The organism is Streptomyces sp. NPDC043726, assembly GCF_056436565.1.
The window spans coordinates 804,628-831,627 of sequence record NZ_JBWKCI010000002.1 but is presented as its reverse complement, the minus strand read 5'-3'; the positions used below and the strand labels follow the sequence as shown (position 1 = coordinate 831,627).

20 protein-coding genes and 1 pseudogene are annotated in these 27,000 nt (G+C 69.5%); 10 read left to right on the top strand and 11 right to left on the bottom strand.

The window, feature by feature from the left end:
* Nucleotides 1-38: 38 nt before the first annotated feature.
* Together AC068Z_RS08370 and AC068Z_RS08365 are read right to left on the bottom strand one after the other, a co-directional pair.
* Nucleotides 39-1,283: pseudogene (locus AC068Z_RS08370) on the bottom strand (carbohydrate-binding protein); the annotation flags it as partial.
* Nucleotides 1,284-1,300: 17 nt separating this feature from the next.
* A complete protein-coding gene (locus AC068Z_RS08365; protein WP_478553537.1) occupies nt 1,301-2,530 on the bottom strand; it encodes an RNA-guided endonuclease InsQ/TnpB family protein in 1,230 nt (409 codons plus the stop codon).
* 25 nt (nt 2,531-2,555) lie between these two features.
* Between AC068Z_RS08365 and tnpA the strand changes: the two genes are divergently transcribed.
* Nucleotides 2,556-2,972 carry an IS200/IS605 family transposase gene (gene tnpA / locus AC068Z_RS08360; RefSeq protein WP_478553536.1) on the top strand — a complete coding sequence of 139 codons (417 nt, stop codon included), beginning with the start codon at nt 2,556-2,558 and terminating at the stop codon, nt 2,970-2,972.
* 446 nt (nt 2,973-3,418) lie between these two features.
* Nucleotides 3,419-6,691: a LamG-like jellyroll fold domain-containing protein gene (locus tag AC068Z_RS08355; protein ID WP_478553534.1), complete on the top strand. Its 3,273-nt coding sequence runs from the start codon at nt 3,419-3,421 to the stop codon at nt 6,689-6,691.
* Between the two features lie 166 nt (nt 6,692-6,857).
* Here AC068Z_RS08355 and AC068Z_RS08350 read toward each other — a convergent pair whose 3' ends face one another.
* Nucleotides 6,858-7,886 (bottom strand): LacI family DNA-binding transcriptional regulator, encoded by a 1,029-nt coding sequence (locus AC068Z_RS08350; protein WP_478553532.1) that lies wholly within the window; start codon nt 7,884-7,886, stop codon nt 6,858-6,860.
* Nucleotides 7,887-8,075: 189 nt separating this feature from the next.
* Nucleotides 8,076-9,146, bottom strand: coding sequence for a glycoside hydrolase family 43 protein (locus AC068Z_RS08345; protein WP_478553530.1), 1,071 nt, complete (start codon nt 9,144-9,146; stop codon nt 8,076-8,078).
* A 413-nt stretch (nt 9,147-9,559) separates the two neighbouring features.
* Between AC068Z_RS08345 and AC068Z_RS08340 the strand changes: the two genes are divergently transcribed.
* Nucleotides 9,560-10,585, top strand: coding sequence for a LacI family DNA-binding transcriptional regulator (locus AC068Z_RS08340; RefSeq protein WP_478553528.1), 1,026 nt, complete (start codon nt 9,560-9,562; stop codon nt 10,583-10,585).
* Between the two features lie 90 nt (nt 10,586-10,675).
* Here the strand turns inward: AC068Z_RS08340 and AC068Z_RS08335 are convergent, their stop codons facing one another.
* A complete protein-coding gene (locus AC068Z_RS08335) occupies nt 10,676-13,450 on the bottom strand; it encodes a glycosyl hydrolase (RefSeq protein WP_478553526.1) in 2,775 nt (924 codons plus the stop codon).
* Between the two features lie 376 nt (nt 13,451-13,826).
* Here AC068Z_RS08335 and AC068Z_RS08330 point away from each other — a divergent pair, with 376 nt between their 5' ends.
* Nucleotides 13,827-14,339: a hypothetical protein gene (locus AC068Z_RS08330; RefSeq protein WP_478553524.1), complete on the top strand. Its 513-nt coding sequence runs from the start codon at nt 13,827-13,829 to the stop codon at nt 14,337-14,339.
* Between the two features lie 176 nt (nt 14,340-14,515).
* Here the strand turns inward: AC068Z_RS08330 and AC068Z_RS08325 are convergent, their stop codons facing one another.
* The 5 genes from AC068Z_RS08325 to AC068Z_RS08305 all read right to left on the bottom strand — a co-directional run bounded on the left by AC068Z_RS08325 (nt 14,516) and on the right by AC068Z_RS08305 (nt 19,731).
* The gene (locus tag AC068Z_RS08325; RefSeq protein WP_478553523.1) at nt 14,516-14,896 is read right to left on the bottom strand and encodes an STAS domain-containing protein; all 381 of its coding nucleotides are present in this window, start codon (nt 14,894-14,896) and stop codon (nt 14,516-14,518) included.
* On the bottom strand, nt 14,893-15,984 hold the full coding sequence (locus AC068Z_RS08320; RefSeq protein WP_478553521.1) for a cobalamin B12-binding domain-containing protein: 1,092 nt from the start codon (nt 15,982-15,984) through the stop codon (nt 14,893-14,895). The genes AC068Z_RS08325 and AC068Z_RS08320 overlap by 4 nt, the downstream gene beginning before the upstream one ends.
* Nucleotides 15,981-17,636, bottom strand: coding sequence for a PP2C family protein-serine/threonine phosphatase (locus AC068Z_RS08315; RefSeq protein WP_478553519.1), 1,656 nt, complete (start codon nt 17,634-17,636; stop codon nt 15,981-15,983). Before AC068Z_RS08315 ends, AC068Z_RS08320 begins: the two co-directional genes overlap by 4 nt.
* Before the next feature lie 530 nt (nt 17,637-18,166).
* The gene (locus tag AC068Z_RS08310) at nt 18,167-18,727 is read right to left on the bottom strand and encodes a hypothetical protein (RefSeq protein ID WP_478553517.1); all 561 of its coding nucleotides are present in this window, start codon (nt 18,725-18,727) and stop codon (nt 18,167-18,169) included.
* Nucleotides 18,728-19,560: 833 nt separating this feature from the next.
* Nucleotides 19,561-19,731, bottom strand: a complete 171-nt coding sequence (locus AC068Z_RS08305; RefSeq protein WP_478553516.1) for a DUF6480 family protein — start codon at nt 19,729-19,731, stop codon at nt 19,561-19,563.
* A 347-nt stretch (nt 19,732-20,078) separates the two neighbouring features.
* Here AC068Z_RS08305 and AC068Z_RS08300 point away from each other — a divergent pair, with 347 nt between their 5' ends.
* From AC068Z_RS08300 to AC068Z_RS08290, 3 genes are all read left to right on the top strand, one after another.
* Nucleotides 20,079-20,729, top strand: a complete 651-nt coding sequence (locus tag AC068Z_RS08300; protein ID WP_478553514.1) for a hypothetical protein — start codon at nt 20,079-20,081, stop codon at nt 20,727-20,729.
* A 79-nt stretch (nt 20,730-20,808) separates the two neighbouring features.
* Nucleotides 20,809-21,024, top strand: a complete 216-nt coding sequence (locus AC068Z_RS08295; protein WP_478553513.1) for a DUF6973 domain-containing protein — start codon at nt 20,809-20,811, stop codon at nt 21,022-21,024.
* Nucleotides 21,024-21,401 carry a hypothetical protein gene (locus AC068Z_RS08290; protein ID WP_478553511.1) on the top strand — a complete coding sequence of 126 codons (378 nt, stop codon included), beginning with the start codon at nt 21,024-21,026 and terminating at the stop codon, nt 21,399-21,401. The genes AC068Z_RS08295 and AC068Z_RS08290 overlap by 1 nt, the downstream gene beginning before the upstream one ends.
* Nucleotides 21,402-21,557: 156 nt before the next feature.
* Here the strand turns inward: AC068Z_RS08290 and AC068Z_RS08285 are convergent, their stop codons facing one another.
* Nucleotides 21,558-22,547 carry a LacI family DNA-binding transcriptional regulator gene (locus AC068Z_RS08285; protein ID WP_478553509.1) on the bottom strand — a complete coding sequence of 330 codons (990 nt, stop codon included), beginning with the start codon at nt 22,545-22,547 and terminating at the stop codon, nt 21,558-21,560.
* 201 nt (nt 22,548-22,748) lie between these two features.
* Here AC068Z_RS08285 and AC068Z_RS08280 point away from each other — a divergent pair, with 201 nt between their 5' ends.
* From AC068Z_RS08280 to AC068Z_RS08270, 3 genes are all read left to right on the top strand, one after another.
* Entirely contained in the window at nt 22,749-24,575 is a 1,827-nt protein-coding gene (locus AC068Z_RS08280) for a glycoside hydrolase family 2 protein (protein ID WP_478553507.1), read from the top strand.
* 136 nt (nt 24,576-24,711) lie between these two features.
* A complete protein-coding gene (locus tag AC068Z_RS08275) occupies nt 24,712-26,058 on the top strand; it encodes an extracellular solute-binding protein (RefSeq protein WP_478553505.1) in 1,347 nt (448 codons plus the stop codon).
* 35 nt (nt 26,059-26,093) lie between these two features.
* Complete coding sequence (locus AC068Z_RS08270; RefSeq protein WP_478553503.1) at nt 26,094-26,999, top strand: carbohydrate ABC transporter permease; 906 nt, start codon at nt 26,094-26,096, stop codon at nt 26,997-26,999.
* Nucleotide 27,000: the final 1 nt, after the last annotated feature.

The window sequence follows — 27,000 nt, the reverse complement described above, 5'->3', positions numbered from 1 at the left end:
TCGGTCGGACGCCCTCGTGGGGCTCGGGGCCGGTCGGGTCAGCGCGCCGCTGGTGCCCCGAAGCGGCTCGCCCAGTATGCGGTTCGGTCCAGGTACGCCGTCTCCGCCGCCTGGCCCGTCCGGCCGTAGGCCCCGCCGTATGTGCGGTAGCCGTGGCCGCCGGGCGGGGTCGCGTCGGCGGGTTCTATGGAGCTGCCCTCGTGCCATTCGTTGAAGGAGGTCACCGACACCCACGTCGGTGAGCCGCCGATCGCCGGGTCCAGGGCGTTGGTCCACTGCCGGTCGTAGGCCGCGCCGTTGGCCCGCTCCACGGTGGGCGTGGAGTTGCCCGGCACCGCCCGGTCGTCGAGGTAGCCCGGCGCGACGGACGGGGCCCAGATCAGGCCGTTGGCGCGGGCGTAGTCGCCGGCCTGCTTCCAGCCGGGGGCGGTCGCGCCGGCGATGCCGTCGTAGGTGTACATGCCGGAGAAGTGCGCGATCTTGGTGGTGTCGGTGGTCTGGGCGAGGACGATACTGGTGTCGGTGACCTGGTCCAGCGCCGTCCAGTCGGTGATGTCCAGGCTCTGGAACACGTAGAACGCGCTCTTTCCGCCGTGGTCCGATGAGCGGTGGAAGGCCGGGTGGCTGCCGTAGGTGCTGTTGATGTACTCGACGTCGGCGACCGTCGAGGCCGCGGTGCGGCCCGCGTACGGCTCCAGGTGCCAGGCCACTTGGATGCCCTGGTCGTGCGCCGCGTCGAGGACGCTCCGCACGAGCCGGTCTTCGTAGCTGTTGCGGCCCCACCAGCTGTAGACGATCACGCCGGCGCCCGAGCGGGCGACCCACTCCATGTGCTGGGCGACGGTGCGCGCGAAGTCGCCCGAGTCGTACGGGCCGAGCGCCGGGTAGAAGTCGGCGCCGACGTCGTCGGGCGGGGTGTGGCCGCCCTGCGGCCAGTGCCGCCAGGCGCCGTTGACCGCCGGGCTGCCGTACCAGGGGTAGTAGAAGAGGTGGACGTCGTCGTTCAGGGTGCCGGTGACGGGCTCGGCGCCGAGGCTGAAGGTGTCGATGTCGAAGAGGGCGCCGCTGCCGCCGGTGAATCTCAGGAAGAGGGGGCCGGAGGCGGATGCCGTCAGGGTCGTCGTGACGGTGGTGAAGGTCTCCCAGCCGCCGGTCACCGGCACGGCCACTGAGCCGAGGAGGGTGCCGGTGGCCGAGCCGGAGCGGATTTCGATGGTGCCGCCCGCGCCTGCGGACGAGACCTTCGCCGTGAAGGTCTTCGCGCCGGCGGTGGGAACGGAGGATTGACATCCTCCCTGGCCTAAAGGCCGGGGATTCCCGCCTGCTCCCACCGGATGGGTGAGGGCTTCGGGTGGGTTCCTGCTTCGCTGCGCGGTGCCGGAACACGTTCCGGTCTTACCTGCGCTCCACAGGCTGTCACCGCCAGTCCGGCGGCCTTGGCGACGTTGACCGCCGCGTTGATGTCCCTGTCCAGGACCGCCCCGCACGCCTCGCAGGTCCACACACGGACGCTGAGGGGCTTGGGGCCGTCCTTGACGCCGCACTGCGAGCACACCTGACTGGTGGGTTCGAAGCGGCCGATGCGGACGAAGGTGCGCCCGTACCGGGCGGCCTTGTACTCCAGCATGGTCACGAACGCCGACCATCCGGCGTCGTGGATGGACTTGGCCAGGCGCGTACGCGCGAGTCCCTTCACCGCCAGGTCCTCCACGGCGACCGCTTGGTTCTCGCCGATCAGCTGTGTGGAGAGCTGGTGGTGGAACTCGCGGCGTGCGTCGGCCACTCGCGCATGAGCGCGGGCGACCTTCAGCCGGGCCTTGTTCCGGTTGCTGGAACCCTTCTCCGTGCGGGACAGGTCCCGCTGTGCTTTCTTGAGGCGCTTCTCGGCGCGGCGCAGGAAGCGCGGGCTGTCGATCTTCGTGCCGTCGGAGAGGACGGCGAAGTGCCCGAGTCCGAGGTCGATGCCCAGCTCGGGCACGGCCTCGGGCAGGACTTCCTCCGGGCCGGTCTCGACGACGAAGCTCGCGAAGTACCGGCTAGCGCTGTCCTTGACCACCGTCACCGTGGGCGGCGTCGACGGCAGCATGCGGGACCACTTCACCGTGACGTCGCCGATCTTCGGCAGGCGCAGCTTCCGGCCGGTCGTGATGGACCAGCGGGCGTTCGCGGTGAACCGGACGGACTGCCGGGTGTCCTTGCGGGACTTGTACCGGGGTGCGCCCATGCGAGGGCGCCTGCCCTTCAGCCCGTCGAAGAAGTTCCGGTACGCGGTGTCCAGGTCCCGCAGGGACTGCTGAAGGACGACCGCCGACACCTCGCCGAGCCAGGCGCGCTCCGGGGTGTTCTTTGCCTCGGTGATCAGCGCCTTCGACAGGTCGCCGGTCTTCGGGAACGGCAGGCCCTCGCCGCGGGCGGTCTCCCGCGCCCTGAGGGCGTCGTTGTAGACCACCCGCGCGCACCCGAACGCCCTGTCCAACGCCAGGCGCTGACCGGCGCTCGGGTACAGGCGGAAGCTGTACCGAAGCCGCATGCGGATCACGATACACAGTTGGTTTATGGGTACCGATGAGAACGTTCGTACAGGTCGTCACTGCGTCTTCCACATGCATGTCCACTTGGTTTTCGTGACGAAGTACCGGCACTCCGTCTTCGCCGGCCGGCACCTGACGCGGTGCGAGGAGATCATGCGGGCCGTGTGCGAGGACTTCGAGGCCGAGCTGGTCGAGTTCAACGGCGAGGCCAGCCACGTGCATCTGCTGGTGAACTTCCCGCCGAAGGTCGCCGTGTCCAGGCTGGTGAACTCCCTCAAGGGCGTGTCCTCGCGCAGGCTCCGCCAGGAGTTCCCCGACCTCGTGCGCCACTACTGGCGGGCACAGCGCCTGTGGTCCGGCTCGTACTTCGCCGGGTCGGTCGGCGGTGCGCCGCTCAGCATCGTGAAGCAGTACATCGAGCAGCAGAACCGGCCGCTCTGACCCGGGCTGAGGTGAACAGTGCGAATCCGTGCCCACGGCTGAGGTCAGAGCACTTCTCAGATTCGCTTCACCACCGGGCTCAAGCCCGGTGCACTGCGAATAGGCCCGGTAGCACGGGACACGTTCCAACGGAACCACTCAGGAACCCCCAAAGACCGCACAGTACCGCTCACTTGTCTCGATTGGGTCTAGCGCTGACGGCTGATCAGCCGAGCGATGCACGGGGGCTGGACAGTCGTCGAGCGGCGTGCTGTCATTCCGCTGCCACTTGATTTACATCGTTGCAAGGCTGTTGACCGCCAGCACACCCGAACGCCACGGACGCGACAGACGCCTCGGACGCGACAGACCTCGGACGCCACGGACGCCTCGGACGCCACCGGCGCTGTCACCCGCCTCCGTCTGTCGGCAGGTCCGGGCCCAGCCCTTCGCATGAGGAAGGTTCGATGACGAGACGACGCACCCGCCTACGAGCCAGAGTCTGGGCGCTGCTCACCGCGGCGATCCTGACGTTACCCACGACCGGCTTCACATCCACCGCGTCCGCCGCCGAGACGGCCGCCGGCACGTCCAGGCTCTCGGCCCTCCGGGACGCCGTGGAGGTGCACGGCCTGAAGGGCGAGTACTTCAGCATGTCGGCACCCGGCGCGCGGGACTTCGCGACGCTCGGTGGCACCCTGCTCGATCCGCAGATCGACTTCTCCGGCCTGACCGGCACGTTCCAGGAGCTGACCGGCCGCTCGGAGCACACCACCGCCCGCTGGACCGGCCGGATCGAGGCGCCGGCCACCGGGGACTACACCTTCCACGCCATCGGCGACAACGGCTTCCGGCTCTTCATCGACGGCGAGCCCGTCATCGACCACTGGGTGCCGGACTGGGACAACGAACAGCAAAGCGAGCCGATCAGGCTCACCGCCGGTGAGAAGCACGACTTCCGCCTGGAGATGTTCCAGGACACCGGCGGGGCCAATATGAAGCTGCGCTGGTCGACCGCCACAACACCCAAGCAGCCGGTGCCCATGTCCGCGTTCACGCCGCCGGACGGCTTCGAGGTCTACCCGGTGGAACTGTCCGTCGCCGAGGACGGCCGGCGGCTGCGGGCCCGGTTCGAGGAAGAGGTCGGCGGCGTCGAGGCGGTCAAGGACCACCTGAAGATCGAAGCCGACTCGGTGACCATGCCGGTCACATCGGTCACGGCCGCTGCCGACGACCCCGCGTCCCTGCTCATCACGCTCCCGGAGCACATCCAGAAGAACCAGCAGGTCCGTATCACGTACGACGGTGAGGGCGGCCTGACGGCCGGCGGCGAGAGCGTGCCGAAGATCATCCGCTACGCGCAGAACGCCTCCACCCACCGGCTCACCACTCCCTGGGGCGACAAGCTCGACGAGAAGAACCCCCTGCCGGAATACCCGCGGCCGCAGCAGGTGCGCTCCCGGTGGAAGAACCTCAACGGCCCCTGGCAGTTCAGCGCCGCCGAGGCGGGCGAGCAGCCGGTCTTCGGCAAGGTTCTCGACGAGAAGATCATCGTGCCGTTCCCGGTCGAGTCGCAGCTGTCCGGGCTGGAGCGGCACGAGGACCACATGATCTACCGCAGGCTCGTCGACGTGCCGAAGAACTGGAGGATCGGCAAGGGCGAGGAGGGCAACCGCCTCAAGCTCAATTTCGGCGCCGTCGACTACCAGGCCCGTGTCTGGGTCAACGGCGAGAAGGTCGCCGAGCACACCGGCGGGTACGACGCCTTCAGCGCCGACATCACCGACGCGCTGAAGGGCACCGGACCGCAGGAGCTGGTGGTCGCCGTCACCGACACCGGCGGCGCCGACCAGCCGAAGGGCAAGCAGTCCACCAACCCGAGCGGCATCTTCTACACCCAGTCCTCGGGCATCTGGCAGACGGTCTGGATGGAACCCGTCGCCGACACGTCGGTTGACAACGTAGTCACCACGCCCGACATCGACACGAGCAGCCTGGCGGTGACCGTCGAGTCCGGCGGCGCCTCCCCGACGGCACGGGTGGAGGCCGTCGCCCGTGACCGGCGCGGCAAGGTCGTCGGCAGGGTCAGCGGACCGGCCAACGAGCAACTGCGCCTGCCCGTGGCGAAGCAGCACCTGTGGAGCCCGGACGACCCCTACCTCTACGACCTCGACGTCAAGCTGACCGACGGCAGGTCGACCGACAGGGTCGGCAGCTACTTCGGCATGCGGAAGATCGGGATCGAGAACGTCGGCGGCTACCGGAAGTTGATGCTCAACGGCAAGCCGGTCTTCTCGCTCGCCACGCTCGACCAGGGCTTCTGGCCCGATGGCCTCTACACGGCGCCCAGCGATGAAGCTCTCGCCTTCGACCTGAAGGCGCACAAGGAACTCGGGTTCAACGCCGTCCGCAAGCACATCAAGGTGGAGTCGCCACGCTGGTTCTACCACGCGGACCGGCTCGGCCTGCTGGTCTGGCAGGACTTCGTGTCCGGTGACCTGCCCACCGAGAAGGGCCGCACGGCCTTCGTCGAGCAGGGCATGGAGATGATGCGGCAGCATCACAACTCGCCGTCCGTGATCGGCTGGATCGTCTTCAACGAGGGCTGGGGCGAGTGGGACCGCGAGGAGAGCGGCCGTATCGCCGAGGCCGTCAAGGCCGCCGATCCGTCCCGCGTCGTCAACGCCCACAGCGGTGTCAACTGCTGCAACTCCAAGGGTGACTCGGGCAAGGGCGACATCATCGACCACCACGACTACAACAACACCGACCCGCCGTTCCCGGACCACCGGGCCGCCATGGACGGCGAGCACGGCGGCTTCACCCTGCCCACCCCGGGGCACGTGTGGCCGGGCGCCCCGACGGTGATCTACAGCGGGGTCGCCGACAAGGACGCGCTGACCCGCAAGTACGTGGAGAACACCGAGAAGTACTACCTCGACCAGGCCGCCCACGAGCTGTCCGGCTCGGTCTACACCCAGATCACGGACCTGGAGAACGAACTCAACGGCCTTTACACCTACGACCGTCGGGAGATCAAGGTCGACCCGGTCCGGGTCCGTGACATCAACCGGGCGGTCATCGCGGCCGGTGCCTCGGCGGGCGAGCGGGAGGAACTGAAGGGCGGCGGGCGCTGGGCCCTCGACGAGGGCACCGGCACGACCGCGCGGGACGACGGGCCCAACGACAGGCCCCTGAAGCTCTCCGAGGGCACCACCTGGACGCCCGGGGTCAGCGGCAGCGCGCTGAAGTTCGACGGGCAGGGCCAGCATGCCGAGACCGACGGCCCCGTCCTCGACACCACCGGCAGCTACTCCGTCTCCGCCTGGGTGCGGCTCGACGAACTCCCCGGCAACTACGCCACCGCCGTCAGCCAGGACGGCAGACGTCAGGCGAGCCCCTTCTACCTTCAGTACGGCCAGGGCGCCTTCGCCTTCAGCACGCCCGGGGGGCACCGCGCCCGGCTGGTGACCATCCCCGAGAAGGGCCGCTGGTACCACCTCGTCGGCGTCCGCGACGGCTCGACCGGCGAGATCACGTTGTACGTCGACGGCAGGCGGGCGGCGACCGAAACCGCCGGCCCGAACTACGTCAGCACCGGCCCGCTGGCGGTCGGCCGCGCCCAGTGGGACGGCGCGGACGCGGACTTCTGGAACGGCGCCGTCGACGAGGTCCACGCATACGACAGGGCGCTCAGCGCCGAGGAGGTGAGCGCCCTCCACACGCGGCAGGAGCCGTAGCTCGCGGCGGCGTCGCACGTCGGTCCCGGCGGTGTGCCTCGGCACCCCGCCGGGACCTTTCCGCGGCCGGGCGGACCATGGGACACCGCCCGTCAGGAAGGACGTACGCAACTACGGCGTCACAGCCCCGGAGATCACCGGCCCCTGCCCGCGCACGGCGGCCGGCTCAGCCGTGTGTGCCCTCGTTGGCCGCGCGGCCGAGCGTGCTCTCCCGTTGGACCAGCCGGTAGTCGGCCCACACCCGCCGCGGCTCGGGAGCCGTGCCGCTGAGCCGGGCGAGTACGGACTGCACCGCCAGACGGCCGATGGCACTCTTGTCCGGCGAGACCGAGGTGAGGGTCACGGTGCCGAAGCGTCCCTCGACCACATCGTCGAAGCCGACGACGGCGACGTCCTCGGGCACCCGCAGGCCCCACTGGTGCAACACGCGCATGGCCCCGATGGCCACGAGGTCGTTGTAGGCGAACACGGCGTCGGGGCGCCGTCCGGTCTCCAGGATGCGGGTCATGGCCACCGCGCCGTCCGCGTGCCCCCACCCGTCGGTGGCGGCGACGAGCCCGTCGTCGGCGGACAGACCGGCCGCGGTCAGTTCCTCGCGCCAGCCCAGCACGCGCAGCTGTGCCGGCTCGCTTCGACCGCGCCGGGCGCCGATGAACGCCACCTCACGACGCCCGAGGCCGATCAGGTGCCGCACTGCGGCGCGGGCGGCGGCGACGTTGTCGATGGCGATGTGGTCGTACGGCAGGTCGTACTCCCGTTCGCCGAGCAGGACCAGCGGCACGTTCTCGGTGCGGTCGTGCAGGTCGTCGGTCTCCAGCTCGATGGGGCTGAGGATGAGCCCGTCGATGACGCGGGCCCGGAAGCCCTGGCTGACCAGGACTTCCTGTTCACGGCGTCCGCCGGTGTGGTCCAGCAGCACGATGTAGTCGTGCTCGGCGGCCGCGTCGATGACGGTGGCGGCGAGTTCGGCGAAGTACGGGTTGCCGAGTTCGGGCAGGGCGAGAGCGATGATGCCGGTGCGCCCTTTGCGCAGATGCCGGGCGGCCAGGTTGGGCCGGTAGCCGAGCGCGTCGATGGACAGCTGGACCCGCTCACGCATGGCAGGGGTGACGTGCTGGTAGTTGTTCACCACATTGGAGACCGTCTTGATCGAGACCCCCGCGTGCTCCGCGACGTCCTTGAGGCTGACCCGCACGTCCGTCCTTCCTGAGTGACCCGACTCAGGTGGTCGGTGCGGGTCCGGTCTCGTCACCGTGAGCCGTTCGCCGAGCCCCTGCGCACTGGATTTCCCACGTTATATATCTGCTTTCGTCATGCCGACAAGGCGGTGAGATCTCGAACGAGATCCCCGACGGCAGGCAGGAGTTGCTCCGAGGCGACGGGACTACTCGAAGAACTTCAGGCTCCAGCCGGTGTTCGTGTTCGCGCCGGGGACGTTGGCGCGGCTGTAGGTGACGTTGCCCCACCAGGTGAACGTGCCGGTGTACCAGTACCGGTTCTCCCACGCGTACGGAGTCCCCCTGGGGACCGCGTGGAACATGAGGGGGAACCTCGGACCGGCGGGCGGGCTCGTGTTGATGTCGCCGTCGAGGAGCACGAAGCTGTGGTGCCCGGGCCCGTCGACGTACAGGGTGGGGTCCCAGCCGGCCATCATCGTGGCGCGATGCGAACCGAAGAGGCAGCCGTTGGACTTGTACCAGTCCCATACGTACGTCGGATCCCCACCGGCCCGCAGCCGCAGGTCTGCCAGGCAGTACTGGTCGCTCCAGCTGCCGTTGGCCGAGTAGGCGATGTGCAGTTGGCCGTTCGGGTCTTTGATGGGTTCGGGGCCTTCGTTGATGAACGGGTTGCCGACCACCCGTTCCCAGGGCTCGCGTGGCTGCGAGATGACGTACCGTGCGCCGGTGGGCGTCGTGGGGCTGCTCATCCGGGCGATGTAGAGGTTCTGCTCGACGTTGGTGTCACCGGCCCAGCCGGACCAGACGAACCAGCGCTGGCCGTTGAAGGTGAACAGAGTGCCGTCGATGGCCCACTTGTCGTCCGGCAGAGCGAGTTTCGTCGCGCCGGTGTATCCGCTGTCCGGGCTGGCGGAGCTGATGACGTACATCCGGTGGGCCGCTCCGCGACCCGCCGTGAAGTAGATGTAATAGCGGCCGCCGTCGCGCACGATCTCCGGGGCCCAGACCTCCCCGAGGCTGTTCGTGTCCGTCCACACCCGGCGGGCGGGGGCCGAGGCGAGCGCGTCCGTGGAGGGGGCCTGCCGCACGGCGATGCCGTCACCGACGGACTGCACCGAGACGTAGGTTCCGCCGACCCGCAGCACGCTCGGGTCGGCGGCTCGCAGGCCCGTCTGACCGGCCCCGGCTGGTTCGGCGGCCGTCAGGGACAATGCGGCGGTGAGCATGCCGGTCAGCAGGAGAGCAGCAGCGCTCCGCAGAGTGCGAGTTGGGTTCATGGCCCCGTTCCATGGTCGGTCTCCGCTTCGACGCCGCGCCGCCGCGAGGCAGCGGCGTGGGGACTGCGTCCGGTCAGGACCGCGTCGGAGGGGGTGGGGGGCGGTCCTGGCCGTCGGAACTCGGCGTCCACATCGATTGATTTACATCGATGCAAATCTGTACCCGGCAGCATCTCGACGAGGAATGAACCTGTCAACATCTCGCGCAGGCTGCGTCATTGCACTGAAAGAGAGCACCGGCTGAACCGCCCCCGCACGGCCGGGCCCGGCCCGCTTCACAAGACGATGTGCGCCCATTCGCCTGCCTCACCCCCGATTGGGAGCGCTCTCACGATTTCGTAGGCTGCCGATATCCTGACCGGAACCGCATCACCGCCGGTTTTTGAACGTGCCCAGACGAGGGAGAGCCCGCCTTGCCCGAGCCGATCACGGGGTCCCGCCCCACTCTGGAAGCCGTCGCGGCGCGCGCCGGTGTCTCCCGGGCTACAGCGTCGCGGGTGGTCAACGGGGGTGCGGGCGTGCGTGCTCCGCTGGTCGACAAGGTGCGCCAGGCGGTCGAGGAGCTGGGATACGTGCCCAACCACGCGGCCCGAACCCTCGTCACCCGGCGCAACGGCGCGGTCGCCGTGATCATTGCCGAGCCGGAGATCCGGATCTTCTCCGACCCGTTCTTCGAGCAGCAGGTGCGCGGCATCAGCCGCGAGCTGACGGCGCACGACTCCCAGCTCGTGCTGCTGTGGGTCGAGGGCCGTGGTGATCATGACCGGATCGCCCGCTACCTCGGCGGCGGCCATGTCGACGGGGCGCTCGCCTTCTCCGTGCACAACGACGACGAGTTGCCGGCGCTGATCGAGAAGTCCCGCATTCCCACCGTGTTCGGCGGACGGTCGCTCGTGGACCGCAGCCTGGTGTCGCCGTACGTCGACTGCGACAACCGCGGCGGAGCCCGTCAGGCGGTCCAGCACCTCGTCTCGCTGGGGCGGCGCAAGATCGCGCACATCGCGGGTCCGCTCGACCTGACGGCGGCCCTGGACCGGGTCGACGGCTACCGCGACGTCCTCATCGACGCGGACCCCACACTGGTGTGCCAGGGCGACTTCACCGCGAAGGGCGGCGCTCGCGCGATGGCCGAGCTGCTTCGGCGGCACCCGGATCTCGACGGGGTGTTCGCCGCCAACGACCTGACAGCGCTGGGAGCGCTGCGCACGCTGCGGGAGCGGGGGGTGAGCGTCCCTGAGGACGTGGCTGTGGTGGGGTTCGACGACATGGCCTCGGTGGTGGAGCTGACCGAGCCGGCGCTCACCACCGTCCATCAGGACATCGAGGGCATGGGCCGGCTGATGGTGAAGCTGTTGATGCGGCTGCTCGACGAGGCCGGGGGCCCTGCGCCTGCCTCCGTCATCACGCCGACGTCGCTGGTACGGCGCGCGTCCGCCTGACCCACGCACGCGGGGCCACGCGTACGAGCGCGGCGGGCGCCGGTTCGATCGCCGGTACCCGCCGCGCTCCCCCGGTGAAGAACCTCCCGCTCAGCTGAAGGGGATCACCAGCACGGAGTTCTCCGTGCCTGTCTGGATCTTGGACGTGCCGTTGCCGATCGCGCTCCACACCTCCAGCCGGACCGTGCCGCCTGCCAGGTTGCCGAGGCTTCCGGTCGATGACTTCAGGCCGCGAGTCTGGGCGTACTGCTCCCATCCGGCGACGGGGTCGGTGGCGAAGTAGTTATACGTCTCGGTGCGGTCGAAGGTGCCATTGCCGGTGAGGTCGTAGCTGACCCTCACCTGCTGGCCCAGACCGACCGTGGTGCCGGCGTCGACCTGGAACCGGAATGCGGTGGCCGCGCCCGCGGTGAGGGTGCCGTTGACGCCGCGGGCCTCGTAGACGAGCGGCTGGTACGGGGTGCCGTCGTGGTTGGTGCCGCCGGCGGAGGCGATGGTGTCGGTGCCTGCCGTGCCGCTGGTGGACGTGGTGAGCGTGCCGCCGGAGCGCAGCTGGAAGGTGTTGCCGGTCGGCGGATCCGGATCCGGGTCGGGGTCGCCGCCGGTTCCAGTGCCGGTCGCGGTCGAACGGGCGGGCACGGACAGGGTCTTGCCGTCCGAGAACGTCACCGTGCGCGCGCTGGAGCCGTAGTTGTGGGCGGCGTAGGTGCGGGTCGTGCCCTTGGTGAAGACGGCGGCGGAGGGGATGTCGCCGGTCACGGTGGGGTCGGGTGCGCCGAGGGCGGCGAGGGTTTCGATCCAGTGGTAGGTGTGCGCCTTGGATTCGCCCTCCTCCGGCGTGTAGGAGGCGTTGCCCGCGTCCCACTTGGACTTCGCCGCCGCCGGGTCCGCGAGTGACTGGAACTCCCAGAGGATGTCGCGCCATTCGGCGGCGGGGCCGCCGTTCTCGCGTTCCATCTCCGCCAGGTTCCGCCGGATGGCGGCCTTCTCTCCGCCGAGGTGCAGGGAACCGCCCGTCACCGGGAGCACGTTGATGCCGTGGATCTCCTCGGGGTTGGCCGTCCACCAGGTGGCGTAGGCGGCGCCGCTGCCCCAGACCATGCCGGCGGTGTCGTGGCCGAAGGAGGAGGGGAAGACCTGCTCGTCGGCGTCGAACCAGTACTGGGCGATGGCCTCGGCCTCGGTGGTGAGGAGGTAGCTGCCGAGGTCGCGCAGTGCCGGGTCACCGGTGGCGGAGCCCCACAGCACGAGGGCCGCGCTGAGGTTGATCGACTCGGACGAGGACTCCTGGTTGTTGCCGGCGGCGAAGCCCTGGTGGCCCGAGGCCCAGCTGTGGCCGGCGTACACGTCGAAGCCGCGCAGGAAGGGGAAGGCGCTGTCGGTGCGGCTGGGGTTGGCCGTGTCGCGGATAAGGATCTTCACCATGCCGCCCCAGGCGGAGTCGGCGGCCCAGGACGGCTCGTACTGGGCGACGATCGCGGCGGCGTAGACGTAGTAGCTGTAGTGGAAGTGGTGGTCGTTGAGCTCGCTGTCGCTGCCGTAGGAGGCGGGGTAGCCGGTGAGCGTCTTCCACGCCTGGTCGTAGGAGAACTCGTTGGAGCCGCCGGCGGTGAACCACTGCTGGAGGCGGCCCTTGATGAGCCCGAGGAGCTTGTCGCGGATCGCGGTCTCGCCGATCTGGTCGGCCAGCGGCACCAGTTGGGCGAGTTTGCCGAGGGCCTTGCCGGTCCAGTAGGTGTCGGTGGCACCGGAGAAGGGGTCCGCGGAGTTCGCGACGTCGTTGAGGTAGTTGCGCAGCCGGGTGGCGTCGACGCCGTTCGTCCTGGGCAGGCCGGGCAGTACCGGGGAGGCCTTCTGTGTGGTGGTGAACGAGGCGGACTCGCGCACCTTCATGGTGCCGCGCGGGGAGACGTAGGTGTACGGGGTGAGCGCGTCCGTGGTGTTGAGCCACTGGTGGCGGTAGAGGGCCTGGAGCGTGCCGCGTTCCGTGCCCTCCTGCGCCTCAGTGGTCAGGGTGTAGGTGGCGCGCACGGTCCCGCCGCTGTAGTTCCAGTCGACCTTGGAGCCGGTGACGAAGCTGAAGGCGTACTTGCGGAAGGTGGCGAGCGCGTCGGTGGAGGGCAGGACGGCGACCGAGAAGTAGTCCTTGCCGCCCAGCCCCGCGGTGACGGTGGAGCCGGAGACGTTCCAGTCGCTGCCGGTGGGCGCGAACAGGGCGTAGTGGTGTCCGGCGACCGTGATGCCGAGGACGTTGCCCTGGTCGGCGAAGACGGCGGGCGCCGAGGCCGTGGTGATCTGGGCGTTGCCGCCGGAGCCCTTGGCGTAGACGAAGGGCATGCCGTGGCCGATGGTGGTGCGCAGGGTGCGGGTGCCGTCGGACCAGTAGGGGGTGACGGTCCAGTCGGACCAGCTGTCGGCCTTGGTGTCGGGCGAGTTGAGGCCGGTGAGGCCAAGGGTGAGGTCGGCTTTGTGGGCGAACTCGTACTGGCGGCCCTCGCCGACGATCGTGGGAGAGGTCGGGTAGCCGACCTGCAGGCCGCCGGAGACGGCCTGGTAGGTGAGGGGGTGGCCGTACATCGGGGTCGAGTAGGGGTTGTCGCCGTAGCGCTGGAAGGCCAGTGAGGACCACCAGTCGTTGGTCGGCACGGGCTTGCCCTGGGCGGCGGAGGTCACCTTGGGAGTGACGGGGGTGCCGGTGTTGGTGGTCGGGCCGGTCGTTCCGGCGGGGCGGGTGTCGGAGTAGCTGCCGGCGCCGACGGGGATCGTGGCGGCGGCGGCCGGGGTCGCGGCCGGGACGATTCCGGCGGCGGCCAGGGCTCCGGCCAGAACCAGCACGGCGGCCGGTCTGCTGCGGGTGAGTGGCATGAAGGGGTACCTCGTGTCATCACGACGGATAGTGGGGTCTCACCGTGTGCTCCGGAACGCTTCGAGAGCGCTCTCAGATGGCCGGAAACGTAAAGTCCCGGCAACGCCGACGTCAATAGATTTGACACAGTGGGCAGTTGGGCTCCACGTTGCGCCCGTTATGCCTTCGAGTCTTGACTGATCACCCAAAGGAAGGGCGCGCTCCTGGCAGACCGTGAGAGCGCTCTCAGAAGTTGCCGCTCCGCCTCGAGGAAGGTTCTCCCGCACGGCGCCGTGGCCCTGGTCCGCTAGAGCTCAGTGAGCCTATGCGGTCACAGCACTTGGCAGGCGCGGTTGCCCTACCGTCGTAGCCCTGAAGGACACGTCGGGGGGGACCATGACGTACAAGATGACCGACGACTACGCATCCACGATGGTGACCGTCATCCCGGTCATCCTGGTCGTGGCCACTGTCGAGTTCCAAGCACTCGTGAAGCGCGCAGCGAGACCGTCACCACGAGAGGGCCTTACGGCCGCGCTGGCGTGGGAGACAGCTCTCCTGGTGATGTGGAACGGCCTCATCGTCAGCCACGCGGCTGTCGAGGTTAAGCTGATCATGTGGCTGGCCACCACCGAGCGGCCCGCGTCACCGGAACTCGCCTGGGCAGCCGCGTTCATCGCCTGGCTGGGTCTCATCTGCGTGGCCATCCTGACTTTCCTGCTCACGCTCGGCGGCATCATCCGCGTTCATGTCGCCTTGTTCATGGAGGCCGTACGGGACACGAGGCGGCAGCCCAAGGCAGGCGGCCGGTCGATCCCACGTCGGCCGCGGCTGCGCATACGGCCGGGCAACGCTGCTCACCGGTCGGTTCGAGGCCCGCGTCGTGCGCCGCGCACCGGCAGGAACTGATGCTGGGAGAGGGGCATGCTCGGTCGGCCTGCGGACCTGGACGTCGACGCACTGCCGTTTCCACGAAGAGGGCGGGTGTTGCTGCGTCCCGCGCGCCGGAGGCGGAGTCGGGCCCTTCGGCGTGGTTCAGGCGGTGGCGGCCGGTCCGGTCGGATGGCCCGCGTATCCCTGCGCCGTCACGTGGCGGGTTGTGCCGTGCTCTGGTGCGAGGTGGAGGCACCGGTGGGGTTCGTGGCCGTGAAGTAGTCCAGCGTCCCGGTGATGTTGAGGAGCCGGGTCAGTTTCTCAGGCCGGTCGTCCAGGTGCAGACGCGCACCGGCCGCTGCCGCGCGGCGGCCGATCATCAGGAGGGCTGACAGTCCCATGGAGTCGACGACGCCGACCTCCGCGCAGTGCAGGTGCAGGTCGTTCAGGCCCGGCCGGTCCGAGAGCTGGGCGGTGACCTCTTCCAGGAGAAGGTCGGCGGTGTCGTAGTCGAGATCGCCGGTGATCTCTATGCGGACCGTGTCCTGGGTGTCGATCGTGGTGAGCTGGAGTGCGGGGGGCAGGGTGGTCATGCGGGTGATCCAGTGGTGGGTTGGTCAGTGGTGAGGGCTTCGACTCCACGCTGAAGCGTGCGGACCGCCCGGGGGAAGTCCTGGAGTTCGCGGGCGAAGAGGTCGAGAGCAGGCGGCAGGGACAGTACGGGCACCCCGCGTGCTTGAAGGATCTGGGCGGTCCAGGCGATGAACCAGGTGAAGAGGTCTTCGTCGCCGAGGTAGAGGCTGGTGAGGAGGAAGTCCACGATGTGCGCGAGGTCTTCCGCCGTGCGATCGCGCTGCATCTCGTCGTAGGCGCGCATGGCGGGGAACGCGTCCTGCAGGCCGAGGAAGACCGTCCGCACCAGGGAGCCGCTGCTGCGGGCGACCATCGTGTATTCCTGGTCGGCCAGGTGGGGCAGGTCATCGATCTGCTGGTGATCGGCCTGCGGTTGCGGCAGCGGCCCCTCGGCGAGCCGGTCGGCCGCGCTACGGGCGTCCGGCGCCCACGCCTGGGCACCGAGCAGCTTCGCGTAGCGGCCGTCGGGTCCGAACGCCGCTCCGCCGACCAGGACCGGGACGCCGATGGCCTGGCACGCGGTGATCGCCGCGTGCGCGGTGGGCAGCCTGGTGGCGATCGAGCTGGACAGGGCGACCGCGTCGGCCTTGGTGATGTGCAGGTGGGAAATGAGATGCGGTGAGGGGACCTGCGCGCCGAGGTAGTCCACCTGCCAGCCGCGCAGTTTCAGGACCTCGGCCACCAGCCGGGCGGGCAGCGCATGCCATTCACCGTCCACGCACGCCACTGTGATCCGGCCCCGGTGGGGGGTGGTGCGGGAGGCGGGGTGCTGGGCGAGCGCGGCGACGGCGCGTTCGTTGATGGCCGTCGCGGTGTGCTCCTGCGCGACGCTGATCCTGTTCGCGGCCCACTCCTCACCGACCCTGCCCTGGACCGCCGCGATCACGTCCAGGAGGACGGACTCCGGGTCGGCGCCCTGGTCCAGGGCGCGCAGGACGACATCGGTGGCGGCGGGCTCGTCTCCGGCGGCCACGGCCGTCCAGAGCTGCTCGGACAGCTCGGGAAGGCGGATGTGACCGGGGAGGCGGGGCGGGCTGCTGGTGCTCATGCGGTGCGTCTACCCCGGGAAGCGTCATTCACCGCGCTCAGGTGGCGGGTGCGGGGTGCGGAGATGGCGACGACAGCCATGTCGTCGTGCCGACGGTCACCGAGCCACTGGGAGGCGAGCATCTGGACGTGCTCCACGATGCCCTCGGCGGGCATGCCGGCGCATCCTGCGAGAGCGCTCTGGAGACGTTTCTCACCGAAGTAGGTGTCGCCCATCGGGCCGCCTTTGGCCTCGGTGATGCCGTCCGTGTACAGGATGCAGGACTCCCCCGGGGCAAGCGTGACGCTGGTGCTGTGGGCGCGGACCTCCGGCAGGGCTCCGACCAGGGTGCCGCTGGTGTCGGCTTCCTCGACGGTGCCGTTCGCCCGGACGATCAGCGGGATCGGGTGACCGGCGCTGGTCAGCCGTACGTGGACCTCGTCGCCCCGGCGGGCGGCGGAGGCCAGGACCAGCGTCGCGAAGCGGGTGTGGTGGGAGGTGAGCAGGGCGGTGTTGAGCAGCGTGAGCATGCGGTGGTGGTCGTCGGCCAGGGGCAGCAGGGCGTGCAGGGTGTTGCGGATCTTGCCCGTGAGGACTGCGGCCTCCAGGCCCTTGCCGCACACATCGCCGAGGGTCACCAGTGAGGGCTCGCCCTCCACGGTGGCGGGGTGCACGTCGTAGAAGTCCCCACCGACGCGCTCGTGGTCGGCCGAGGGGCGGTAGCTGCCGGCGAAGTCCACTCCGGAGATCCGGTGCAGGGTCGGGGGCAGCAGCTCCCGCATGAGCACCTCGGTGATGGCTGTCTGCTCCGCGTACAGGCGGGCCGCCGACATCGCCGCTCCCGAGCGCGCGGCGAACAGGCGGGCGAAGACTTCTTCCTCTTCGGTGAAGGCGGCGCTGCCCTCCCTGCGCAGCAGGACCAGTGCACCCGCCGAGACGCCGTGCCCGGGCAGCGGCGTGATCACCATCGCTCCGACGGGACCGAAGCCTTCGGGGATCATCCAGTCCGGAGCGGCGGCAGGATCGATCCACCTGGAGGGCACCGGCGGAAACCCGCGCAGGGCTTCGGCCAAGCCGGGAACGGCGTCCGGGTCCACCGCTTGCTGCGAGGAGCTGGGGGTACCGCCGCGCAGGCAGGTCACCACGGGCAGCCGGTGGCCGCGGGCCGGGGCGATGGCCAGCGCCGCATCGGCGAGGTTCTCGGCGGCCAGCTGCGCGGTCACGTCCATGCAGCGCCCCAGGTTGAGGGAGGAGAGCAGGGTGCTGGACGCCTTCGCGAGGAACGCGGTCCGCTCCCGCTCCACGTGCAGGGCCTCACGGGCCAGCTGGTGATCGGTGTCGTCGACCAGCCACCACGCCACCGTGCCGTCGTCTCGCACGCTGGGGTGCGCCTCGTAACGGCGTCCCTCGATCACACCGGACAACGGCGCGTTCGGCTCCTGCCCGGACCGCGGCCTGGGCAAGCGCATCGCCTGGTGGGCCGCGGTCAGCCAGGCCGGCACCACCCCCGCCAGCGGTATCCCGGGACGGGCTGCGGGGAGAAGCACCCGTGCCGCGTCGTTGCGCTGCACGAGAAGGCCCGCCGCGTCAGTGACCAGGACCGGGTACGGGGCGCGGCCCCATGGGAAGTCCGGCTCCGTGTCTGCGGCGCTCTGCGCTCGGGTGAAAACCAAGTATCGAGGACCCGCTGGGCGAATCCCTCACCTCACCACTTCAAAAGAGATCATTGCCTTCAGGCAACGATCGCGCACACGGTCTCCTCTACGCAACCCCGCCCTACCTCAAGCCTGCCATCTGCACACACGTGAAGACGATGTGTGCACCAGTGGCAAGTTCGCCGGATATATACATAGACGCACCACCTGCGAGGCGGGCCCGCAGCCAGCGAGGCTCTAGCCGACAGTCCGGGTCCGGCAAGCTCGGCACAGCTTCACAAGGCCGATTCGCCCGCCCGGCTGCTCGGCCTGCCGGGCGGGCCTGGCCCGGCTCGGGGGATCACCGTCAGTGCCAACTGGCCTGCGAGAGGCAGTCGAGGTCCTCACAGGGCGATGGCCTCCAGGCCACGATCCGTACGCCGCTGCACGTGCTCATCACGGCGCCCGCACCCGCTCCTACCGGCTGGAGAACCACAGGCCCTGCGGATCATCAACGCAGCCAGGACCCGCGGACGCAGGACCGTGTGCCTGCAGGCGGCAGCAACGCATCATCCCGAGGCGCGAAGCGAAGACGCGCCGCTGGTGGCGCCGCCTTCGACCCGGCCCTGAAGCGCCGCGCGCATGGTGTGCAGTCGGCGGTTCTGGAGGTTGCCGTAGTAGGTCATCCACGCGATGAACGTCACACTGATCACGGTCAGGCCGATGGTCTGTCGCAGCCCCTGGGTGAGGGCGGTCAGCACGGTGACCGTCGTGAAGAGCGCGGCGAGGAAGACCAGCGCGGCCACGCGGTGCCGGGTGCGGTGCAACCGCTGTGCGACCAGATCGCGCATCGCACGCTGCTCCTGCGGGTCCTCCGGTACGTCACCCTTGCGCAGCTTCCGGTCCAACGACACGAGGTCGTTCGTCCGCCCGCCCGCGGCTCGCTTCTCCTTGCGGCGCGCGATCACGATGACGCAGACCCCGCCGATCGACATGACCGCCGTACGCAACACCACGGTCCCGAACGAGCGCCCCGGAAAGAGCAGCGCGACCAGCACGCTGGCGGCCAGGATGGACAGGGCGATCTGCGCCCACAGGTGCCGCGCCAGGAAATCCTGGATCCGTTTCATGCTCCGCCTCCTCCAGCTGTCAGAGCCGCTTCCTGCGCCGGTGGCCGGCGAGCACCATGGAGCACGCGAAGGCCAGAAGGATCCAGGCCACCGCACAGTAAGCCCAGGCCGTCGTCCCGCGTGCCGCTCCGAGCGAGCTCACGGCCGCCCACAGGGCGAGCACGGCACACAGACAGGTCCACGCGATGTCGGCGAGCCGGACACGTAACTGGGCGCGTTGACGGGTTCCTCGCCGCAAGGTGTCGAGCCTGGGTTTCGCGGTACTCTCCCGCGGTTCCACGAGACGTCACTCCTCTCGTTCGCACGTGAACTCCCGACTACCCGGGCTCTACGGCCACACGCACACAAGTGCCCGCCCATATACGGAAGTTCACCGTCCAGTTGACGGCACCCGGCATGCCGGGCGGCACAGCCGCGGACGGCCCCGCCACTTCGACTTCGATGCGGACATCTCTTGCTTCGTGGGGTGGATCGCTGCTTCGTGGGGGGGCGTCCTCCAGACCGCCACCTCATGCCCGGACACCTCCGCCACCGCCCCGGACCTCAGCGAGAACCACCGCATGAGCGCACCCAGCCCTCCCCACCACGGCGCCTTGAGCGCGCCGGCTCGTACGCGAACCCCCTACGACATCGCCGATCCATCCCCCGGCCACCTCGCCGACGTCCCCGACAAGCCCCAGAAACCAGCCCTACGCCGACCAAGTGGCCGGGAGGCCCCGCACCTCGGCAAAGTCGTCTCGGCCCCCGGGTCGACAGAATCCGCGCGGAACAGCGACAGGCCGTGCGCCCCACCAGCCCTTGCCCAGCCGCCGCACCCTGTCGACCTTCAGGCCTTACGTCCGGGCCACGAAGACGCCGGCCATGACCAGCGAGGCGAGCATGATGAGCGTCAGCCAGAAGTCCGGATGCCGCCATACGCCGTCGTCCGCGCGCTCGGAATGGGCCTCGGCGATCGGTCCCTCTACTGGCGGGGGCTCTTCGGGTGAGACGATTGGACGCTTCATGGTTTCGCCCTTCGCAGGAATCCGCCGATTACGAAATCCGTCTGAATCCGGATAATCAGCACTTCGCCGTATACGCCCAGATCGGATGCGAGTCCTGACCGGGCGATCACGCGGTCAGCCCGCTCACCTTCGTGGCCGATCACTGCGTCGACCTGCCCCACTCCTGCCGCCAGGCCGGCCGACGATGGCACGGGCGAGGCCCGCACGGCAGCGAGTACGGCCCGAACGGACCGGTTCAAGGCCCTCGACCACACCATGCACCTGTTCTACGACCACTTCGGCGGGAGTCGTGCCGGCTTTGGCCACCGCTGGCGTGCCTGCCGACGCAGCCGGTCCAGAATGCTGTCGTGTCCGAAGACGAACAGAGCCGCATAGAACCGCGTTCATTTCTCATGTGTGTGACGGAGGTGGCTCGGCTGCTGGACGTCGAAGACGTCAACGTGGAGCCGAAGGGCCGACGTGCACGCCACCTCGCTCACGCTGTGCGTAAGCCGCTGCTCGAACGTGCGCGTCTGCCCGAGGAGTTGTTCACGCCGTTGATGGCGGCAGCCGTGTACGACCCGGATCCCAGCTTCTGCCGCTGGTTCGTCGAGCCGGCGGTCTACGCATTCGGGCGCCGCCGTGTGATGGCAGCTTTGGTCGCCTATCTACGGACTGGCACTGATGCCGAGCGAGCGGGTGCCGTGCGGGCCTGGTACTGCGCCTACGTGCCTCTGCGCGCGGATCGGTCCCCAGCGTACGGACCCGATGGGGTACGTGATCCCGCCCTGGACGAGTCGCGAGACATCCAGGACGCATGGCTGGAGGCCTCCATGCAGGTGTTCGCCGAGGCGACTGATCCGGGGATACGCAAACGTGTCCTGCTGAGCCTGCCTACCTCCCACGCGGCATACCCGCCGCACCTGCACACACTTCTCGACAACACCCTCGCATCCGCCCAAGCCCATCCCGACCAGCACATCCGTCGCTGGGCCGCAGCAGACCACGACGCGGTCTGACTCAGGCTCGAGTTGCCCCCTCACGCTTTCGGCGACAACAAGGCCAAGGCCCACTACCCGGACAGGACCCTCGCACGAGGTGGCCACCCGCCACGAGTCGCAGTCCCGAGGCGCCGACAAGGAGATGGACCTCAAAAACAACAAGAAGGGGCGCGCGATCGGCCGGTACTACAAGGACAAGCACGACCGGAAGTACGAGGCGTTGAAGTCGTCCAAGAGCTCCTGCCGGAAGCATGTGTCCGACGGCCAGCTGTGGATCATCAAGAGTGGCCGTCTCGTGAGGAGCAACGCCTGATGGGTTTCGTGCGCCGTAAGGTCGCTCCGGTCCTGCTGCTGGCCCAGCTCGCCTACGTCACACTGCTGGAGTTCGGACAACTCCTGTACCGGGCACTGCTCATCGCAGCCGTGCTGGGCATGGTGGGCGGGGTGGTGCTGCTGGGCTCCGCCCGGGCGAGGGACATCACGCCTCGGGCGGTGCGCGTGGTGTGGCTGGCGCTGCTCGCGCTCGGCGAGGGGGCCATCGCCGCGTTCGCCGGATCAGCTGCCTCTGCTCCCGGCCCTGACACGGTGATCGGCGTTCTGGGCCTTCTGGTGAGCGGATGCATCGCCTACGCGTGCTTCATCGACGCCGGGTCCGCGATGCGGAGAGCGACGCCGGAAACGGCGGCCTGACGGACGGAGGCCAGGAGCAAGTCGGCTCCTGGCCTCCGTACTTCGTGGTGCGCGAGACAGGCACACCCCAGGGGTGGCTCGACTGGACCGTCGGCGCACCCACGCAACATGTGCCCCGCCAGGCCTCATCCGCACGGTGGTCCATGTGCGTCGGCGTCAGCCTCCGCTGCTCTCCCGGACGACGATCCGATGGCCGACGACCTCGTCGCGGTACGGGGCGGATGAGTCCGGGACGTCGACGCGGTCCAGGAGCAGGCTGACCGCCAGGCGGGCGATCTCCTGTTTGTCGGGGGCGACGGTGCTCAGGCTGGGCACGCTGAACCGGGAGGCCTCGATGTCGTCGAAGCCGATGACATCGAGGTCTTCGGGCACGCGCACGCCGGCCTCGTGCAGGGCGCGCAGGGCGCCGAGCGCCAGGTTGTCGTTCAGGCACAGCAGCGCGTCCGGTGGGGATGTGTCCCGGGCCAGGCGGGCGGCCGCTTCGGCGCCGTCCCGCCAGTGGTAGGCCTCCACCGGTACCACCAGGTCGGCTTCGAGAGGCAGGCCCGCCGCGGCCAGGGCCTCGCGGTAGCCGTCGGTGCGCAGTCGGTCGGTGCCCTGTCTGCCGCGCAGGGTGCCGCCGATGACCGCGATGCGGCGTCGGCCCCGGGCCAGCAGGTGTTCGGTGGCTTCGCGTGCGGCGCGCACGTTGTCGATGCCGACGTGGTCGGTGTGTCCTTCGGCGGGGTGCTCGCCGAGCAGGACGAGGGGCAGTCGGCGGTCCCGGGTGGCGAGGTCGCGGGGCAGCAGGGACAGGGGGCTGAGGATCACTCCGTCGCAGAACTGGGTGTCGAATCCATGCAGTGCTGCCAGTTCGCGCTCGCGCTCTCCGCCGGTGTGGTCGATTAGGACGGTGCAGCCGTGGCGTCCGGCGACCTCCATGACGTGGCGGGCCAGTTCGGAGAAGTAGGCGACGTCAAGTTCGGGCACGGCGAGGGTGATCATGCCGGTGCGGCCCTGACGGAGCTGGCGGCCGGCGATGTTCACGCGGTAGCCCAGGGCGTCGATGGCCTCCTGGACGGCGGTGCGGGTCCGTTCCGAGACGTGTTCGTAGTTGTTGATCACGTTGGAGACGGTTTTGGGTGAGACGCCGGCGTACTGCGCCACGTCTTTGATCCTCGGTCTGGCCGCCACGCTGCCCTTCCTTCCGAACTCCGGCGATCATACCGATCGCGAAAAGCGCTTTCCGGCCAGCGGATCCCGCAGAATCTGCGCCCGAGCTATTTACATCGATGTAATCGGCATGGTGCCATGTGGCCGCACGATCCGCACACTGCACCGACCTGCACTCTCGCTACGAGGAGCACCATGCCCGACTCGTACCTCCCGGACGAGCCACCCCGCCCCGAGTACCCCAGGCCCCAGTTCACCCGGGACGCCTGGCTGAATCTCAACGGCGAATGGCAGTTCGAGATCGACCGGTCCGACTCCGGTCTGGAACGCGGCCTGACCGACCGCGAGCTGGCCGACCGCATCCTCGTCCCGTTCTGCCCGGAGTCGGAGCTGTCCGGCATCGGCGAGACGGACTTCCTGGAGGCGGTCTGGTACCGGCGCACCGTGACCGTGCCCGCCGAGTGGAACGACGCCCGCGTCCTGCTGCACTTCGGGGCCGTCGACCACGACACCACGGTGTGGGCCAACGGCCAGGAAGTCGCCCGCCACCGCGGGGGCTTCACCCCCTTCACCGCCGACCTCGGCGACGTGGTCACCGCCGGCGAGGAACTCACCGTCGTCGTGCGCGCCCGGGACAGCCGCCACACCGTGCAGGCCCGCGGCAAGCAGGCCACCTGGTACGCCAACTCCCACTGCCACTACACCCGGACCACCGGTATCTGGCAGACCGTGTGGCTCGAGCCCGTCCCCCGCACGGTCGCCCTGCGCCGCCCCCGCATCACCCCCGAGCTGGCCACGGGCTCCTTCCTGGTCGAGCTGCCGCTGTCCGCGAACGTCGCCGGACACCGGGTGCGCGCCACGCTCAGCGACGCCGACGGAGCCGTCGTCACCGCCGAGGGCCGTGCCGACCTCGACCTGAGCCCGCGGCTGACGCTCACCGTCCCCGAGGAGCGGCGACGCACCTGGTCACCGGACGACCCCCACCTGTACGACCTCACCCTGGAAGTCCTCGGCCCGGACGGAGCGGTCGTCGACACCGTCCGTTCCTACGCCGGTCTGCGCTCGGTGTCCGTGCGCGGCAAGGAGCTGCTCCTCAACGGCGAGCGAGTCTTCCAGCGCCTGGTCCTGGACCAGGGCTACTACCCCGACGGCCTGATGACCGCCCCCAGCGACGCCGCCCTGGTGCGGGACATCGAGCTGGGCATCGCGGCCGGGTTCAACGGAGCCCGGCTGCACCAGAAGGTCTTCGAGGAGCGCTTCCTCTACCACGCCGACCGGCTCGGCTACCTGGTGTGGGGCGAGTTCGGCGACTGGGGCTGCGAGACCGGCGTCCGCGACGACAACCAGCGGCCGGACGCCTCGTACGTCACCCAGTGGCTGGAGACGCTGGAGCGCGACCACTCCCACCCCTCGATCGTCGGCTGGTGCCCGCTGAACGAGACGTACCAGAACCTGCACGACCGCATCACCGTGCTGGACGACGTCACCCGCGGCATGTTCCTGGCCACCAAGCAGGCCGACCCGACCCGTCCGGTCATCGACGCCTCCGGCTACGCGCACCGCGTGCCGGAGACGGACGTGTACGACTCGCACTGCTACGAGCAGGACCCCGCGGCGTTCGCCAAGATCATGGACGGGCTCGCGGAGGACCGGCCGTTCGTCAACACCGGACCCGAGGGGCGTACCTGGTCCGTTCCCTATCGTGGCCAGCCCTACTTCTGCAGTGAGTTCGGCGGGATCTGGTGGGACCCGGAGGCCGCCGCCGCGGCCGGTGACGACGCGGCGAATTCCTGGGGGTACGGCGAACGGCCGCGCACCGAGGAGGAGTTCGTGGAGCGCTTCCGCGGTCTGACCGGCGTACTGCTCGACGACCCCGGCATGTTCGGCTACTGCTACACCCAGCTCACCGACGTCTTCCAGGAGCGCAACGGCGTCTACCGCTTCGACCGCTCCGAGAAGGCCGACACGGCGGCTCTGCGCGAGGCCCAAGTACGCAGGGCCGCGTACGAGGCCACGCAGTAACCCCCGGATCACCGCTCCGTGTGAGCGGTCACACCTTCCTCTGCCCAAGATTTACATCGATGTAAGTCAGTAAGTGTGGTGGGTGGCGGCGCGCGGACTCCCCTCCCGCACCGCCACCCACCGGAAAGGACCCCCATTGACCGGCACACCCGCCCAGGTCGGTCGCCATGGACCGACCAGACGCCGCGTCCTGACGACAGCACTCGCCGCCGGCGCGGCCGCCCTAGGCGCCGGCGCGCTCACCGGCTGCGGCTCGGCCCTCGCGTCCGACGACGGATCCACCGTCCGGCTGTGGGACCTGTTCAGCGGTGCCGACGGCGGCCTGCTCAACGACATGGTGGCCAAGGCCCAGCCCGACATGCCCGGCACCCACGTCGAGCGCACCGTCCTGGAGTGGGGCACCCCCTACTACACCAAGCTCGCCATGGCCTCCGCCGGCGGCCGCGGACCCGACGTCGCCGTCTCGCACATGTCCCGTCTCGCCGGATACGCGCCCACCGGGCTGCTCGACCCCTGGGACCTCAGCGTCCTGGCGGAATACGGCGTCGCCCCGGACGCCTTCGCCGACGCCGTGTGGTCCCGCACCCAGTTCGACGGCAAGACCTACGCCATCCCCCTGGACACCCACCCCTTCATCGTCTTCTTCCACCCCGGACCGGCGAAGAAGGCCGGCCTGCTCAACCCCGACGGCACCCTCGACACCGACGCCTTCTCCTCCCCCGACCGCTTCCTGGCCGCCGGCAAGGAACTCGCCAAGGCCTCCGGCAAGCAAGGCATCGCGTTCGGCTACGTCACCGACACCGCCCAGTGCTGGCGGCTGTTCTACGGCCTGTACCACCAGACCGGCGGACGCTTCGAACTGCCCGAGGGCGGCCCGGCCGAGGTCGACGCCGACCGGATGGCCGAGGTCATCGCCTTCATGGCGAAGATCGTCGACGGCACCGTCAACCCCCGCAGCCTCGACTACGCCTCCGCCATCGCCTCCTTCGTCAACAACCAGACGGCGATGATCCTCTCCGGCGAGTGGGAACTGGGCACCTTCCGCACCACCGACGAGAACGTCGGCGCGGCCCCCTTCCCTACCGTCTTCGGCACCCCGGCCGTCTACGCCGACTCGCACGCCTTCGTCCTGCCCCGCCGCGACCACCCGGACGAGGACCACCGGCACCGCACCCACCGCGCGGTGGCCGCGCTGCTCAAAGCCGGACAGATCTGGGCCACCGCCGGCCACATCCCCGCCTACACCCCGGTCACCGAGACCGGCGAGTACGCCGCGCTCACCCCGCAGTCCCACTACGCGGAGGCCGCCGACCACGTCGTCCTCGACCCGGCGGCCTGGTTCGCCGGAGCGGGCTCGGACTTCCAGAACGCCATGTCCCAGGTCCTCCAGCAGGCCCTCCTGGGCGACATGAGCCCGGACCACGCGGCCCGCGCGATGGTACGGCGCCTCAACACCTTCCTCTCCAAGCCCAGCCCGGCCTGATCCGGCCCCGAACCATCCGCGCAGGAGGCACAACGATGTCCTCTCCCCTCGCCCCGTCCCGCAGCGGGACGCTCCCGGCGCGCCGGATCCTCTCCCCCGGCCTGCTCTTCGCGCTGCCCTTCCTCGTGCTCTTCGCCCTCTTCATGCTCTGGCCCCTGGTCCAGGGCCTGTGGATGAGCTTCACCGACACCTCGCTGTCGGCCCACGCACCGAGCTTCATCGGCCTCGACAACTTCTCCGAGGCCCTCCAGGACGCCGAGATGTGGCGGGCGCTCGGCCACACCGTGTGGTTCACCGTTCTGTCGACCGTCCCGCTCGTCGTCGTCGCCCTCGGCATGGCGCTGCTGGTCCACACCGGACTGCCCGGCCAGTGGGTGTGGCGGCTGGCGTTCTTCGCGCCCTACCTGCTGCCCGTCGGCGTGGTCACGCTGGTGTGGGCCTGGCTCTTCCAGGGCGACCTCGGCCTGTACAACCAGCTCCTCAACGCGGTCGGCCTCGACTCGGTGGCCTGGCTCAGCGACAAGTCGGTCGCCATGTGGGCCATCGTGCTCACCACCCTGTGGTGGACCGTCGGCTTCAACTTCCTTCTCTACCTCGCGGCCCTGCAGTCCGTGCCCGACCACCTCTACGAGGCCGCGGCACTCGACGGGGCGGGCGCCTGGCGACGCCTGTTCTCCATCACGCTGCCCCAGCTGAGCCGGATCACCGTCGTCGTCACCGTGCTGCAGGTCCTCGCCTCGCTGAAGGTCTTCGACCAGATCTACCTGCTCACGAAGGGCGGCCCCGACAACTCGACCCGCCCGGTCATCGAGTACATGTACGACGTCGGCTTCACCGGCTACCGGCTCGGCTACGCCTCGGCGATCAGCTACGTCTTCTTCGCCCTCGTCATCCTCGCCTCCGCGGCCCAGTACGCCGCCCTCCGCCGCCGGGAGAAGTGAC